General features: G+C 52.3%; 12 protein-coding genes. 5 read left to right on the top strand and 7 right to left on the bottom strand.

The genetic code is table 11. The features are described from left to right. Positions 1 to 48: 48 nt before the first annotated feature. The 7 genes from yhdP to csrD all read right to left on the bottom strand — a co-directional run bounded on the left by yhdP (position 49) and on the right by csrD (position 10,890). Complete coding sequence (yhdP, locus tag FEK66_RS18640; RefSeq protein ID WP_135495208.1) at positions 49 to 3,849, bottom strand: AsmA2 domain-containing protein YhdP; 3,801 nt, start codon at positions 3,847 to 3,849, stop codon at positions 49 to 51. Between the two features lie 66 nt (positions 3,850 to 3,915). Beyond that, positions 3,916 to 5,385 (bottom strand): ribonuclease G, encoded by a 1,470-nt coding sequence (gene rng, locus FEK66_RS18635; RefSeq protein WP_000123197.1) that lies wholly within the window; start codon positions 5,383 to 5,385, stop codon positions 3,916 to 3,918. Continuing rightward, a complete protein-coding gene (gene yhdE / locus FEK66_RS18630) occupies positions 5,375 to 5,968 on the bottom strand; it encodes a nucleoside triphosphate pyrophosphatase YhdE (RefSeq protein WP_130260185.1) in 594 nt (197 codons plus the stop codon). Before yhdE ends, rng begins: the two co-directional genes overlap by 11 nt. A gap of 8 nt (positions 5,969 to 5,976) precedes the next feature. Further along, positions 5,977 to 6,465: a rod shape-determining protein MreD gene (gene mreD / locus FEK66_RS18625; RefSeq protein ID WP_130204518.1), complete on the bottom strand. Its 489-nt coding sequence runs from the start codon at positions 6,463 to 6,465 to the stop codon at positions 5,977 to 5,979. Continuing rightward, complete coding sequence (gene mreC / locus FEK66_RS18620) at positions 6,465 to 7,535, bottom strand: rod shape-determining protein MreC (protein WP_130204516.1); 1,071 nt, start codon at positions 7,533 to 7,535, stop codon at positions 6,465 to 6,467. Before mreC ends, mreD begins: the two co-directional genes overlap by 1 nt. Positions 7,536 to 7,600: 65 nt before the next feature. After that, the gene (mreB, locus tag FEK66_RS18615; protein WP_000913396.1) at positions 7,601 to 8,644 is read right to left on the bottom strand and encodes a rod shape-determining protein MreB; all 1,044 of its coding nucleotides are present in this window, start codon (positions 8,642 to 8,644) and stop codon (positions 7,601 to 7,603) included. 305 nt (positions 8,645 to 8,949) lie between these two features. Then, on the bottom strand, positions 8,950 to 10,890 hold the full coding sequence (csrD, locus tag FEK66_RS18610) for an RNase E specificity factor CsrD (protein ID WP_130260186.1): 1,941 nt from the start codon (positions 10,888 to 10,890) through the stop codon (positions 8,950 to 8,952). 151 nt (positions 10,891 to 11,041) lie between these two features. Between csrD and FEK66_RS18605 the strand changes: the two genes are divergently transcribed. From FEK66_RS18605 to accC, 5 genes are all read left to right on the top strand, one after another. Continuing rightward, entirely contained in the window at positions 11,042 to 12,016 is a 975-nt protein-coding gene (locus tag FEK66_RS18605; protein WP_135490410.1) for an MDR family oxidoreductase, read from the top strand. Between the two features lie 97 nt (positions 12,017 to 12,113). After that, positions 12,114 to 13,118, top strand: coding sequence for a protein-methionine-sulfoxide reductase catalytic subunit MsrP (gene msrP, locus FEK66_RS18600; RefSeq protein ID WP_135495209.1), 1,005 nt, complete (start codon positions 12,114 to 12,116; stop codon positions 13,116 to 13,118). Further along, positions 13,119 to 13,718: a protein-methionine-sulfoxide reductase heme-binding subunit MsrQ gene (msrQ, locus tag FEK66_RS18595; protein WP_135495210.1), complete on the top strand. Its 600-nt coding sequence runs from the start codon at positions 13,119 to 13,121 to the stop codon at positions 13,716 to 13,718. Positions 13,719 to 14,113: 395 nt separating this feature from the next. Then, complete coding sequence (gene accB / locus FEK66_RS18590) at positions 14,114 to 14,584, top strand: acetyl-CoA carboxylase biotin carboxyl carrier protein (RefSeq protein ID WP_135495211.1); 471 nt, start codon at positions 14,114 to 14,116, stop codon at positions 14,582 to 14,584. A gap of 10 nt (positions 14,585 to 14,594) precedes the next feature. After that, positions 14,595 to 15,944, top strand: a complete 1,350-nt coding sequence (gene accC / locus FEK66_RS18585) for an acetyl-CoA carboxylase biotin carboxylase subunit (protein WP_000884639.1) — start codon at positions 14,595 to 14,597, stop codon at positions 15,942 to 15,944. The last annotated feature ends 18 nt before the right edge of the window (positions 15,945 to 15,962 follow it).

Genomic DNA, 15,962 nt, shown 5'->3' with positions numbered 1-15,962 from the left:
GGCAACGATTATCTAATGAGATTGGGGCAATTACGCGCCATCGTCAAATCATTGCGCTTTTTCTTTACGCGGTTGGCGCAATACTTCGTTGATTTGCGGAGCGTCCAACGGACCAGAAATGTGGTAGCGCAAAATGGAGACTTTGCTCCACAGCGGCCCCAGCACTTTACTGGCAGCAAACACCGCCGCACCGACAATGGGGTTAACCGCAAAGGCCGCAGCCACACCCACCGTCGCGGAAATTTCTGGTGCGACAACCGCCTCCATATTCAGATCGCGGCGTACCAGATTTACCGACCCTTTCATGGCGATATCCGCTTCCAGTCCATCCACCAGCGTGTCATCAGTGTGCATAACACCGTCTTTAATCCACGCCGTGCTGCGAATGGAGTCAAAATAGAAACCTTCGCCAAAGGTATCCCTGAAATCAAAGCGCAGCTTTCGCATCAGAGCATCGACGCTCAATAAGCGCAGCAATTGCCCGGCATGTCCGGTGCTGATGTCGGTAATTTCACCTTTGCCCAGTTGAGTATGGATGATGCCATTCAACGTTGCCTCATCCGGCTGCCACGGCGTTTTCCGCCAGTGTAAATCGTAATCCACATTAAATGACGACTGGCGTATTGGCGTCGTGACACCAAAAAATTCAGCAGCGGCATCAATTTTCTGCCCGCGTAATTTTCCTTTCAGCGAGGTACGTTCATTCCCCGGATTGTTAACCCATTCACCCTCGGCAGTAAGCCGCGAGAAACCGGTATCAATCAGTCCATTAGCCAGCGTTAACGTATCGCCAGAAATGGTGATATCGCTGTCGATGCGACCGAATTTTTGCCCCCAGAACCAGCACTCTGCGCAACGTATTTGCGCATCCGGCCAACCACGGAAGCTAATGCGCTCCGTAGTTGGGAAAGGTGACGACGGCGTGGTGTCACCACTGGTTTTCGCCACGCTGGGGTTGTAATAGAGATATTTAATCGTCACCAGCCACGGCGCGTTATTGCGCATTGCCAGCGTAGCGTTGATTTCACGTCCTTGCGCCTCGACCTGAGTGCCATTTGCCATCGGTTGCGAAACAATACTCAGGTTATTCCATTGCTGATTTCCCAACGACAACGCTGGCGTACGCAACGTAATGTGCTGGGGAAAACTCACCGCACTACCGACTTTATCCGTCGCGCCTTTCTGGAAAAGCGCCAGCCACTCGGCACCATCCATCGATGGCATATTTAACTCAACACCGCTTTGTTCCGGTAACGGCGGAAGCGTTTTACTGTCTGCCGCCCAGATAGCGCGATCGAGCGTCAGCTTTTGACCGAGCAACCAGCGGCTGTTGAAATGGTTATCCGCGCCAGCCTGTCCGGTTAATTCAAAGCTATTGAGGTTGCCATCGACCTTAATGTTAACCGGCAGCGATTCGCCAGCGGGTTTGGCTAACGGCGAAGGTAAGTGACTACTCACATTCTTCAGATCACCGTTCAGTTCTACGTTATACGTTGCGCCAGCATGATAAGGCAGCTCAATGCCCACTTTACCATCCCAGGCCACGCTGCCGCTTAACGCTTCATTCACCGCTTCAGGCAGAACGTCAGTTTTCGCTGGCTGCCAGTTACCGTTGAGATTCACCGCGACCTGGTAGGCTTTCGCCCCTTCTTTGGTGGAAAAATCCACGTTCAGTGGCTGATTAAACCAACTTGCTGTCAGTGGTTCGCTTTGCAGATCGCCATTGATAAAGCTGAATTTACCGCTCAAATTTTTCAGTGTGCTATCAAGTGGTTTGATAAACAAACTGTTATTACGCAGCGTCACTTCGCCTTTCGCTGTAACCAGTTCGCCGTTCAATGGGATATCGAGATGTAAGCGAGCATTCACATCGCCGTCGAGCTGGAGTTCTTGCAGGGTTGCTCCCAGAGAGTCTTTCAGCGGCGTCTCATCAAAGTAAGGACCAACCGCTTTGCCCGAACCTTTAATGTCAGCATCAATCAGCAATTTTTCTTTCGAGTAGTCAGGGATCACTGCGGTGAGATTACTCGCGCGCACGCCGCCCAGATTGACGCCATCGGTTTTCATCCATAAACCGTCGTTTATGAAGTCCAGTTCAATATCGAGATTAGTTAACGCAGGCCAGTCCGGCTGGAAGGCAAACTTCGCGTTACGCAGCGGCACCAGCACCTCAAACTGACCTTCGTTGTGTTTATAGGGGAAGAGTTGCGGATTGCCGCCATAAACCAGCGTCGCGTTATCCGCTTCACCGCCCTGAATTGCGCCACTTAAGTAATCGACTAACTCTTTCCCCATCAGATTTTCTGGGAAATAGCGCCACGCTTGTGAACCATCATCGGTACTGATACCCGCCAGAATGCCCAGCCAGGGTTCATCATTAGTCGGTTGCAGGTAGCGGAAACCGCCGCGTGCATGGACGGCTTTGGCTTTAACATCAATGTTGCGGCCATCAAGCTGGAAACCTTTGTCGTTATTCAGCCAGCTTAGGGTCGCCTTACCGTCAGCAATTTCCAGCGGTGCGCGGAAAACTGTTTCGTAAGGCATTTTCGCCTGTTTCATGGACGCGGTCAGTAAACCATTTTCTACACTACCGGAAAGCGTCCCGGAGAAATGTTCCGCGCCCGGCAGTAATTTCCATTGCTTCCAGGCCAGATCGCTCCACGATGCCTGAAAGCGAGTCTTGTCTGCTGCCTGAAGCGGGATATCCAGCGCCAGGGTGTTGATCTTGCCGCTCGGTTGCGTAGACCGCCAGATGTCGCCCAGCGCAGGTGAAAGTTTTGCTGCCAGCGGACGAATACCTTCCAGCCCCGCCAGTTCCAGATTGCTGGCGCGAATCCGCAGTTCGTCACTGCGTTTATTATTCTTTCCTCCAACATCCTGTTCCGGTATCCAGGCCAGCGTCAATGCCCCACTCGGCCAGCGTTTGCCATCCATCGTGATGCGGGTATCAGGAATAGAAAACTGCCAGCCGGGATGTTCACGCGTAATGTGTGCGGTGAGATTATCTACCGCCAGTGAATGCGTTTGCTTCTCGCCCAACCAGCTGGCACCGCCCTGTTTCAGCCAGACGTCACCGCCGGTTACATCGCCTTTGTCGATCGTCATCCAGCCTTCGAGGGAGAACTGCGCCGTTTCCAGCGCAATGTTGTCCTGCATCCATTTACCCAGCCACGGCTTCAGGTCAATATCATCAGCCTGTAGCCAGACGCGACCGTTGCTTAACAGCCCTTCGTCATCACGCAAATCCATGCGAACTTGCATCACGCCGTGCTGCCCGGTGAGGCTGGAGAGACTTACCTGGCCTTCCGCACGGTGTCGACGCGGATTGTTAAGCCAGGTGAGTTGCGGGATCGCCAGTTCGGCGCGCTGACCGGATGGCGTGAGGAAACTGACTTCGCTGTCGCGGAGATCGAAGTGATCAAACTGACGAAGAAACAGGTCGCTGATGTGGCTGGCTTCCAGACCATCATTACCACCACCGCTGGTGATGGGCGTATTGGTGCGGAAACGCAGTTGCCAGAAAGTCAGATCGCGAAACTGCCAGCGCATATGCAGCAGGCTCTGCCAGACATCCAGCGCCAGAGTGACGCGTTTGACAGAAAACTCACCGCCATCTTTCAGCTCCGCGCGAATGTCGCGCGCTTCAAGCGTGGGGCCAAAATTCTGCCAGCTGGCGGAAAGCTGGCTGGCTTCTACCGGCATGCCGGTAGCAGATTCAATTTTATTGAGGATTTCTGGACGCCAGGCATCAAGATGCGGCAAAGCAATACGCAGGCCGCTGACCAGCAGCGCAGCGATCACAACGAGCGCGGCTCCAGTAAGCAGTAAAATCCCCGGCAATCGCCTCACCCGTCACTCCTTGTCTGCTAAAAATGTGACTCAAAAAACTTTGCCGGATGGCGGCCCAGCATTTGTTTACATCATGACGACGTCAAACTGCTCCTGGTTGTAGAGCGGTTCGATTTGTACTTTAACCTGCTTACCCACAAAAATTTCCACTTCCGCCAGCGAGTGCGACTCTTCACCTTTCAAGGCCTCGGCAACTGCCGGAGAAGCATAGACCAGGAAACGGTCGGAGTCGTAAGCATGGTGCACGCGAACAATCTCGCGCATGATTTCATAGCATACCGTTTCCACGGTTTTCACCGTTCCGCGACCGTGGCAAGTTGGGCATTCGTTACACAGTACGTGCTCAATGCTTTCGCGGGTGCGTTTACGCGTCATTTCCACCAGCCCCAGCGCCGAGAAGCCGTTAACGCTGGTTTTCACCCGGTCTTTGCTCAGCGCCTGTTCCAGCGAATGCAGTACGCGGCGACGGTGATCCTCATTATTCATGTCGATGAAATCAATGATGATAATTCCGCCCAGGTTACGCAACCGTAACTGGCGAGCAATGGCCTGCGTCGCTTCAATATTAGTATTGAAGATGGTGTCGTCCAGATTGCGATGACCGACAAACGCCCCGGTATTGATGTCCACGGTGGTCATCGCCTCGGTCTGGTCGATAATCAGATAACCGCCAGACTTCAACTCAACTTTGCGTTCCAGCGCCCGCTGAATCTCGTTTTCGACGTCAAAGAGATCGAAAATCGGCTGGCGCCCCGTGTAATGCTCCAGCTTGCTGGTCATTTCCGGAATGTACTCAGAAGTGAACTCAAGTAATGCTTCGTAAGTCAGCCGTGAATCAACGCGAATGCGGTCCAGCTCGGCATCGGCAAAATCACGCAGCACACGCTGCGCCAGCGCCAGTTCACCGTACAGTTGATAACGCGTCTGTGGGCGCTTTTTACGCTCCATGACTTTGGTCCAGACACGCTTCAGATAAGCGGCATCGGAGGCTAGTTCAGCTTCGCCTACACCTTCTGCCGCGGTACGGATGATAAATCCGCCCTGCTCGTCGCAATACTCGGCGACCACTTTTTTCAGGCGTTCACGTTCGGATTCACTTTCGATACGTTGGGAAACCCCAACATGAGACGCTCCTGGCATAAACACCAGATAGCGAGATGGCAGCGTGATATCCGTGGTCAGGCGCGCGCCTTTGGTACCAAGCGGATCTTTCACCACCTGTACCATCAGATCTTGCCCCTGACGGACCAGTTCCGAGATGTCACGCACCGTAAATTGTTTTTGTTCCTCACCTGCCACACATTCGGTGTGCGGCATGATGTCAGAAGCGTGTAGAAACGCAGCTTTATCCAGCCCAATATCTACAAAAGCCGCCTGCATACCCGGAAGTACGCGACTTACACGACCCTTGTAGATATTGCCTACTATTCCGCGTCGCGCCTCACGTTCAATATGAATTTCCTGCAGAATACCGCCATCAATATACGCCACTCGTGTTTCCGAAGGCGTTACGTTTACCAACAATTCAGCCGTCATGTTTATCCCTTTTCTCACGCAGTGCGTTAAAATTACTCAATAATTCACACGTTTCAACCAGCGGTAAGCCGACTACGGCGTGATAGCTGCCATTTATCTTCCTGACAAAACAACCACCAAGCCCCTGAATACCGTATGCACCTGCTTTATCTAACGGTTCACCGCTGGCGACATAGCCCGCGATATCTTCATCTGTTAACGTTCTGAAAGTCACATCGGTCACCACCAGGCAATCGAGAATGTACTGGCTGTCGGCCATCGCCACTGCCGTCATTACCTGATGGGTCTGCCCCGATAATTTGCGCAACATCTGCACCGCATGATCGGCATCGCGCGGTTTCTCCAGTACTTCGCCGTTCAGAATCACAATAGTATCCGCCCCCAACACCGGGAGATCCTGCGCCGTTTGCGCGACGCCCGCCTGAGCTTTCTCGCGCGCCAGACGCACAACGTATTGCTGAGCGCTCTCCTGCGGAAAGCGTTGCTCCTCAATGCCCGTAACGATACGTTCGAAGGAAACGCCAAGTTGCGCAAGTAACTCCTGCCGACGCGGAGAACCGGAAGCTAAATACAGAGAAGTCATAGAAACCTTTATTGCACTGCAAACTGCTGACGAATTTTGCGCATCAGCATGAAAATCCACGGCCAGAGCACACCATTGACTACACTACTCCAGAACACTTCCGGTCTGAAAGAGACGTTGATCACTAAAAACTCTGCCCAGAAAACAATAATATCCACAACCAACGAAAGCAACATGACAACCAGCGCCTGCTGCCACAATGCCAGATTACGGAAAAGCTGGAATTTCAGCGCGACCAGATAAGCAATGATACTCATCGATAACGCCCGTACACCGAGCGTGGAGCCACTGATCAGATCCAGTATGGCACCCATCACAAAACCTGTGCCCACATTTACGCGATGGGGCAAGGCGAGGCTCCAATACAATAAGATGAGCAAAACCCAGTTAGGCCGGAAAACGATAAGATTATCCGGCCAGGGCATAATTTGCAGTAATAACGCAATGAGGAAAGAGAGCCAGATAACCCAGCGCCCCTGGCTACGATAGCTCGCCACTATTGCCCTCCTGGCGTACGCGCAGGTGGTTGAGTACCACTCTGCGGCGGCGTAGCCCTTTGTGGAGAGCGGTCAGCGGCAGTACCTGTTGCAGGTTGCTGCGGGCTTGGCTGGGTAATTCCCGTTGCCGGTTCAGGCAGTTTTGGCCCCATTGCATCTGGCGAAGGCAACACCTGCGGCATCATTTGCATCAGGCGTTCATTAGCAACGCGATGCACCTCTTCCGGCGTCATCGGGTTGGCCCCGTTACGATCCGCCCCCCACAACAGAAGCAGATAACGTAAACGTTGCAGTCCCGCAGTCGGACGCGCCTGAATCACGGTATATGCGCGCTGGGTATCGAGTTTCACGGAAGAGACAACCGCCACCGGATAACCTTCCGGGAAACGACCGCCCAGACCTGAAGTCACCAATACATCACCAACACGAATATCAGTATTCGCCGGCAGGTGCTCAAGCTGTAAATCATCAGTACAGCCATTACCCGCCGCGATAACGCGGATATCATTACGCAGCACCTGAATCGGCAGCGCATGGGTCGCGTCGCAGATCAGCAGTACGCGGCTGGTCAGTTTTGCGACCGCCACCACCTGGCCGACCACACCTTTATCGCTAATGACTGGCTGGCCTTCGTAAACACCGTTGACACTGCCTTTGTCAATAACAACCTGATCGCTGTACGGATCGTTAACAGTAGAGATAACCTGGGTCACCATCTTCTGTTCGTCCTGACGCAGCGGAGAACCCAGAAGCTCACGCAAGCGCGCGTTCTCCTGTTTATATTGTCCCAGCATCAGCAGATCGCTGTTTTTCAACAGCAACTCCTGACGTAACGCCCGGTTTTCAAGTTCTAGTTGGTCACGCGAGGCCAGCGTCTGCGATACGCCATCCAGCAATTCACGAGGAGCATTGGAAATAAAGTAGAAAGGACTGACAGCGGTATCCATATAGGTACGGATTTGACTGAAAGTCCCCAGGCGGCTGTCGGCAATAATAATGCCGAGCGCCACCAGCACCGCCAGAATAAGGCGAATCTGTAGCGACGGGCCACGGCTAAAAATTGGCTTCATAAGTTATGCGTATTCTCGTATCAGACCAGGCAGGATAAACAAACGCTTCCCCTGCCTGCATCCGATTACTCTTCGCTGAACAGGTCGCCGCCGTGCATGTCGATCATTTCCAGCGCCTTGCCGCCACCGCGCGCCACACAGGTCAGCGGATCTTCAGCAACAACGACTGGAATGCCGGTTTCTTCCATTAATAAACGGTCAAGGTTACGCAGCAATGCGCCACCGCCAGTGAGCACCATTCCGCGCTCAGAGATGTCGGAAGCCAGTTCCGGCGGACACTGTTCCAGCGCAACCATCACTGCGCTAACGATGCCGGTCAGCGGCTCTTGTAGCGCTTCGAGGATTTCGTTGGAGTTCAGCGTAAAGCCGCGTGGAACACCTTCAGCCAGGTTACGACCACGAACTTCAATTTCACGCACTTCATCGCCCGGATAAGCCGAACCGATTTCGTGTTTAATACGCTCTGCTGTCGCTTCACCGATCAAGGAACCGTAGTTACGACGAACATAGTTGATAATGGCTTCGTCGAAGCGGTCACCGCCGATGCGTACAGAAGAGGAGTAAACCACGCCATTCAGCGAGATTACGGCAACTTCAGTAGTACCACCGCCGATATCAACCACCATGGAACCGGTCGCTTCAGAAACCGGCAGACCGGCGCCAATTGCCGCGGCCATCGGCTCTTCAATCAGGAACACTTCACGGGCGCCAGCGCCCTGCGCGGATTCACGAATTGCGCGGCGTTCAACCTGGGTTGCGCCAACCGGCACACAGACCAGAACGCGCGGGCTTGGGCGCATAAAGCTGTTGCTGTGCACTTGCTTAATGAAGTGCTGGAGCATTTTTTCAGTCACGAAGAAGTCAGCGATTACGCCATCTTTCATTGGGCGAATAGCAGCAATATTGCCCGGCGTACGGCCCAGCATCTGCTTCGCGTCATGACCTACTGCAGCCACGCTTTTTGGTGAACCGGCACGATCCTGACGAATGGCCACCACGGAAGGCTCATTCAATACGATGCCTTGTCCTTTTACATAAATGAGGGTATTCGCAGTACCCAAGTCAATGGACAAGTCATTGGAAAACATGCCACGAAATTTTTTCAACATACTAAGGGATAATCCTGAAAGCTGGGGCGGAAAAGAAAATCCGCTTACTTTACCAACCACACGCAGCAGCGACAAGGCGCAAAAATCATCTGCTACGGTGAAAATTAGTGCAGTTCGTTTCCTTTGTTACAAATCTCTGCCTGAGTCCAGATTAGGCTAAATGCGTCAACAGCATTCCTCGCCTGTTTGCAACTGCGTAAGGTCATTCATCTGCATATGTGCTGCAACAATCTGGCGAGCAGATAAGCACACTCCCACGAAACGCAGCGCGCGTTATTCTACGTGAAAACGGATCAAACGGCAGGTTAAACCGAGTATCTTTGTGAATATTTTTTCACGTTAGTATCAAGTGGCTGTGAGGACGCGAAAAAATCCCCCTGGCCACCCAAAACCCCGCGCTGAATCAGGGTCTGCCACTCGCTTCGCGAACGTACGCCAGTCGCGTAAACCTGGGTATTGGTCCCGGAACAGGCTTCTACCATGCTCTGAACCAACAATTGGTTTTCCGTTCGCTTCTCAATATTTCTTACCAGCCCCGGATGAAGCTTGAGTAATTCGACATTCAGTTCTTTGATCCAACTGGTACTTACCAGCGTCAATCCAGCCTGGTTAACGGCAACTCGAACCCCTAAAGCATTCACCAAACGAATGACAGGTTGCAAGCGACCGATATGTTGACCAACATCAGCCTCTGCAAGTTCAATAATTATGCGTTTTCGTTGTGATTTTTCACACTGCATCAACGTATCGCGCAGCCAACGCTGGAAACGCGGGCGGATCAACGACTCAACGGTCACCTGAATCGCCAGATTTTCTTGCGGCCAATAGCGTAACAGCGGGATGAGACGACTGATTTGCAGGCGGTCATACTCTTCCGATAAACCAAACTGCAACACCATCGGCATATATTCCGCCGAGCTTACCTCTTCATTACCATCAAAGATGCGACACATAATTTCGCGATGATGAACCTGCCCTTCCCGGGTGACCGCAGGTTTTTGATAAAGCCTGGGACCGCCACGACTTAACATTTGTTCGATTAGCGTACGCCAACGAACGTTGCCGCGCCCTTTTTCTGGTAATGAGTCATCGTAAATCGCCCAGCTATTACCCCCCTGTAATCCCGCATTACGCGTGGCGGATTCGGCATGGTCCATCACTTGTTCTGTTTCCTGGCCGCTACGCCAGGCACAGATGCCGATATGAATCATATCTTCACGATCGAGCATTTTATTGCTCGGTAAGGTATCAACCGCTTTGATCAACTGCCCGGCAATGCTCTCCGCCTCTTTTAAAGTCCGATGCGGCAACAGCGCGGCAAAATCGCTACGGTGATAGCGCGCCAGCAGTGCACCTGGATAGCGCATCATAAATGTCGACAGCAGATTCGTCAGAGTGAAGAACTGTTCTTCGGCCTGGCTGTGTCCCCACGTGTCGCTCAACATATTGAAATCAGGTAGACGGATCATCATCACGATCCCGTGAGTCCCTACCTTCTCTTGATCTTCCAGCAATGTAGCCAACTGGTTGTCGAAAAAGAGACGGTTATTGAGGCCGGTTTTGATGTCCTGCGCGGCGTAAGAGCGAATCAGCGTATCAAGACGGCTGTGCTGTTCACGCGCATTCTGAATTTCTGAAAGCAGCATATCCAGCGCACTGCTGGTTCCTGGCGGCCATTCATAGATGGAGCCAAGCACATTCGGCCCACGCTCCCCGTTTAAGATACGCGCCGAGCGAGTTTCCAGTAGTTCTTGCCCGGCAAGTTGCCGCTGCAACCAGCGTACTGCAAGGAAGAGCATAATAATAATAAAACCAATTGCCCCAGTGAGCGGCGCGGTGGTCATCAGCGAGTGAAAATAGTTTCCCATCGGGTCCTGATAAACCAGATGTAGCGACATTCCTGGATGTTTAACTAACGGAACGGTCAGTTCGCGAAACAGATCGCTGGTGCCAACAGGGCGGTAACTCCCCTGGCGGGAAAGGGTATAAACCTGTTTGTTATTGTGTAACAGGTCCACGCGAACGATATCTGCTGACATCATCAGTTCACTGATTTGTGGCCTCAGCGAGCTGAAATCAGACGACACCAGATGCGTATCGATCGCCGTCGCCACCGCCTGAACGCGATGGCTAAACTTATACTGAATCGCGTTATAGAAACTTAACGAGCAGCCCATCAAAGTCACAAAGATCGTTAACCCGGTGAGCAGCGTGACAAAGGCCGAAAATTTCGTCGTTAATCTCATCCTTGTGTTAACTCCGATAGTGAGGAAGCGGGCATACTAGCAAATCAGATTTATCTCGCAATTTATTGCGCTTCATCGACTTTGCTTTTCAATTAGCGAGTATAGTCTTCAGAAATTATTTTCCAATCCATCATGCACATGAGGACTTCTTATGCAGGCGTTACTTTTAGAACAGCAGGACGGCAAAACCCTCGCATCTGTACAGACTCTGGACGCAAGTCGCCTGCCGGAAGGCGATGTGACGGTCGATGTCCACTGGTCGAGCCTGAATTATAAAGATGCGCTGGCAATAACCGGTAAAGGAAAAATAATCCGCAATTTTCCGATGATTCCTGGCATCGACTTCGCCGGAACCGTACGCGACAGTGAAGATCCTCGTTTTCATGCTGGTCAAGAAGTGTTACTCACGGGCTGGGGTGTTGGTGAAAATCATTGGGGCGGGCTGGCAGAACAAGCGCGCGTAAAAGGCGACTGGTTGGTTGCCATGCCGCAAGGTCTGGACGCGCGTAAAGCGATGATTATTGGTACTGCTGGGTTTACCGCCATGCTGTGCGTGCTGGCCCTGGAAGATGCCGGTATTCGTCCACAAGATGGCGAAATTGTGGTAACGGGCGCCAGCGGCGGCGTTGGTAGCACTGCCGTGGCGCTGTTGCATAAGTTAGGTTATCAGGTGGTTGCTGTTTCCGGTCGCGAAAGTACCCATGGATATCTGAAAAGTTTAGGTGCCAGCCGAATTCTGCCGCGTGATGAATTTGCTGAATCCCGTCCACTGGAAAAACAGCTTTGGGCCGGGGCGATTGACACTGTGGGCGACAAAGTGCTGGCTAAAGTGCTGGCGCAAATGAACTACGGCGGCTGCGTGGCGGCCTGTGGTCTGGCGGGTGGTTTTACTCTGCCAACCACCGTCATGCCATTTATTCTGCGTAACGTTCGCCTGCAGGGCGTGGATTCGGTGATGACGCCACCAGCACGCCGCGCACAAGCCTGGCAGCGTCTGGTTGCCGATTTACCGGAATCATTCTATACCCAGGCGGCAAAAGAGATTTCACTGGCTGATGCACCAAAATTTGCCGAGGCCATTATTAACAATCAGATCCAGGGCCGTACGCTGGTAAAAATTAACTAAGCGTTAGCATAAAATAATTTACATATCGTTAACGAATTTTAGCAGCACTTTGACATTCTCCCTGCCATAGTAATCATGAGCATACCGGGAGTCTGTTATGAAAAAAATTCGTCAACTTACAGAAGCCGATGTCACTGCCGAATCGGCTTTTTTTATGCAACGGCGCCAGATCCTGAAAGCATTAGGCATCAGCGCCGCCGCCCTCTCTTTACCAAATGCCGCCCACGCGGATTTACTTGGCTGGTTCAAAGAGAACGATCGCCCGCCCGCGCCTGCCGGAAAACCCCTGGAGTTCAGCAAGCCTGCTGCCTGGCAAAATAACCTGCCACTGACACCGGAAGATAAAGTTTCCGGCTACAACAATTTCTATGAATTTGGGTTGGATAAAGCAGATCCCGCCGCGAATGCTGGCAGCCTGAAAACCGATCCGTGGACGTTGAAAATCAGTGGTGAAGTCAGTAAACCGTTAACCCTCGACCACGATGCGCTAACCCGTCGATTCCCGTTAGAAGAGCGGATTTACCGGATGCGCTGCGTGGAAGCGTGGTCGATGGTGGTGCCGTGGATTGGTTTTCCGCTGCATAAACTGCTGGCGCTGGCAGAGCCGACCAGCAACGCGAAGTACGTCGCTTTCGAAACAATTTATGCACCGGAACAAATGCCCGGCCAGCAGGACAGGTTTATCGGCGGCGGTCTGAAATATCCCTATGTAGAAGGATTACGTCTCGACGAAGCAATGCATCCGCTCACACTGATGACCGTCGGCGTCTACGGCAAGGCGCTACCGCCGCAAAATGGCGCGCCGATACGCCTGATTGTGCCATGGAAATATGGCTTTAAAGGCATCAAGTCGATAGTGAGCATTAAGCTGACCCGAGAACGCCCACCAACCACCTGGAATCTTTCGGCCCCCAACGAATACGGCTTTTACGCCAACGTTAATCCGCATGTTGATCACCCTCGCTGGTCGCAGGCCACTGAGCGATTTATCGGTTCAGGTGGCATCCTGGATGTGCAACGCCAGCCGACACTGCTATTTAACGGCTACGCCGATGAAGTCGCGTCACTTTATCGCGGACTGGATCTACGGGAGAACTTCTAAGTGCGTTTGACTGCAAAACAGGTTACCTGGCTGAAATTTTGCCTGCATCTTGCCGGATTTTTGCCGTTTGTCTGGCTGGTTTGGGCAATCAATCATGGCGGGCTAAGTGCCGACCCGGTGAAAGATATTCAGCATTTTACCGGTCGGACTGCGCTGAAATTTTTATTGGCGACGTTGTTAATTACCCCGCTGGCGCGCTACGCTAAGCAGCCATTATTGATACGCACCCGCCGCCTGTTAGGTTTATGGTGTTTCGCCTGGGCGACGCTGCACTTAACCAGTTATGCATTGCTGGAACTTGGCGTGAACAACCTGGCGTTATTCGGTCAGGAATTAGTCACCCGACCTTATTTAACCCTGGGTATTATCAGTTGGTTGATTTTGCTTGCTTTAGCATTCACGTCTACACAAGCGATGCAGCGAAAACTAGGCAAACACTGGCAACAGTTGCATAACTTCGTCTATCTTGTCGCGATCCTGGCCCCCATACATTATCTGTGGTCAGTGAAGGTTATCTCACCGCAGCCGCTCATCTACGCCGGGCTGGCATTATTGCTTTTAGCCTTACGTTATAAGAAGTTCCGTCAATGGTGGCGTTAATTTCGTGAACTGTGCGGCTTATTGCAAATTACGCGACGTTGAAAGTTATTTACATGTTAGCTGTTGATTATCTTCCCTGATAAGACCAGTATTTAGCTGCCATTTGCTACGAAATCGTTATAATGTGCGACCTCGTTCTCCCTGAGGCAGCTTTTAAGCTGCTGAAAAGGTGACAATGGCGCAACGAAGGTATATTTTGTTTTTTGCCGGAGGATAGCAGCAAATCGCTGCACAATGTCCGTCAAGTCTCACATTGACACTCTGGGGCAAAATAGACCGGCGTCCCGGCCTGCTGGAATTTACCGCTATGCATACAGCTGTCGGGGCATACGCTTTACAGACGGCGGTGAAACGCCTGTCACAATCACACTAAACAAAGAGTACGGAACCCACTCATGGATATTCGTAAGATTAAAAAACTGATCGAGCTGGTTGAAGAATCAGGCATCTCTGAACTGGAAATTTCTGAAGGCGAAGAGTCAGTACGCATCAGCCGTGCAGCACCTGCCGCAAGTTTCCCGATGATGCAACAAGCTTACGCTGCACCAATGATGCAGCAGCCAGCTCAATCTAACGCAGCCGCTCCGGCGACCGTTCCTTCCATGGAAGCGCCAGCAGCAGCGGAAATCAGTGGTCACATCGTACGTTCCCCAATGGTTGGTACTTTCTACCGCACCCCAAGCCCGGACGCGAAAGCGTTCATCGAAGTGGGTCAGAAAGTGAACGTGGGCGAAACCCTGTGCATCGTTGAAGCCATGAAAATGATGAACCAGATCGAAGCAGACAAATCCGGTACTGTGAAAGCAATTCTGGTCGAAAGTGGACAACCGGTAGAATTTGACGAGCCGCTGGTCGTCATCGAGTAACGAGGCGAACATGCTGGATAAAATTGTTATTGCCAACCGCGGCGAGATTGCATTGCGTATTCTTCGTGCCTGTAAAGAACTGGGCATCAAGACTGTCGCTGTGCACTCCAGCGCGGATCGCGATCTAAAACACGTATTACTGGCAGATGAAACGGTCTGTATCGGTCCTGCTCCGTCAGTAAAAAGCTATCTGAACATCCCGGCAATCATCAGCGCCGCTGAAATCACCGGCGCAGTAGCAATCCATCCGGGTTACGGCTTCCTTTCCGAGAACGCCAACTTTGCCGAGCAGGTTGAACGCTCCGGCTTTATCTTCATCGGCCCGAAAGCAGAAACCATTCGCCTGATGGGCGACAAAGTATCCGCAATCGCCGCGATGAAAAAAGCAGGCGTTCCTTGCGTACCAGGTTCTGACGGCCCGCTGGGCGACGATATGGATAAAAACCGCGCCATTGCTAAACGCATTGGTTATCCGGTAATTATCAAAGCCTCCGGCGGCGGCGGCGGTCGTGGTATGCGCGTAGTGCGCGGCGATGCTGAACTGGCGCAATCTATCTCCATGACTCGTGCGGAAGCGAAAGCTGCTTTCAGCAACGATATGGTTTACATGGAGAAATACCTGGAAAATCCTCGCCACGTCGAGATTCAGGTGCTGGCTGACGGTCAGGGCAACGCTATCTATCTGGCGGAACGTGACTGCTCCATGCAGCGCCGCCACCAGAAAGTGGTCGAAGAAGCGCCAGCACCGGGCATTACCCCGGAACTGCGTCGCTACATCGGCGAACGTTGCGCTAAAGCGTGTGTTGATATCGGCTATCGCGGTGCAGGTACATTCGAGTTCCTGTTCGAAAACGGCGAGTTCTATTTCATCGAAATGAACACCCGTATTCAGGTAGAACACCCGGTTACTGAAATGATCACTGGCGTTGACCTGATCAAAGAACAGCTGCGTATCGCTGCCGGTCAGCCGCTGTCTATCAAGCAAGAAGAAGTTCACGTTCGCGGCCATGCGGTAGAGTGCCGTATCAACGCCGAAGATCCGAACACCTTCCTGCCAAGCCCGGGCAAAATTACCCGTTTCCACGCGCCAGGCGGTTTTGGCGTGCGTTGGGAGTCTCATATCTACGCGGGCTACACCGTGCCGCCGTACTATGACTCAATGATCGGTAAGCTGATTTGCTACGGTGAAAACCGTGACGTGGCGATTGCTCGCATGAAGAATGCGCTGCAGGAGCTGATCATCGACGGTATCAAAACCAACGTTGATCTGCAGATCCGCATCATGAACGACGAGAACTTCCAGCATGGTGGCACTAACATCCACTATCTGGAGAAAAAACTCGGTCTTCAGGAAAAATAAGACTGCAAAAGCGTCAAA

This window comes from Escherichia sp. E1130, from assembly GCF_005781065.1.
In the GTDB taxonomy this organism is placed as follows: domain Bacteria; phylum Pseudomonadota; class Gammaproteobacteria; order Enterobacterales; family Enterobacteriaceae; genus Escherichia.
The sequence above is the reverse complement of the archived record's forward strand: the minus strand, read 5'-3'. Positions and strand labels throughout refer to the sequence as shown.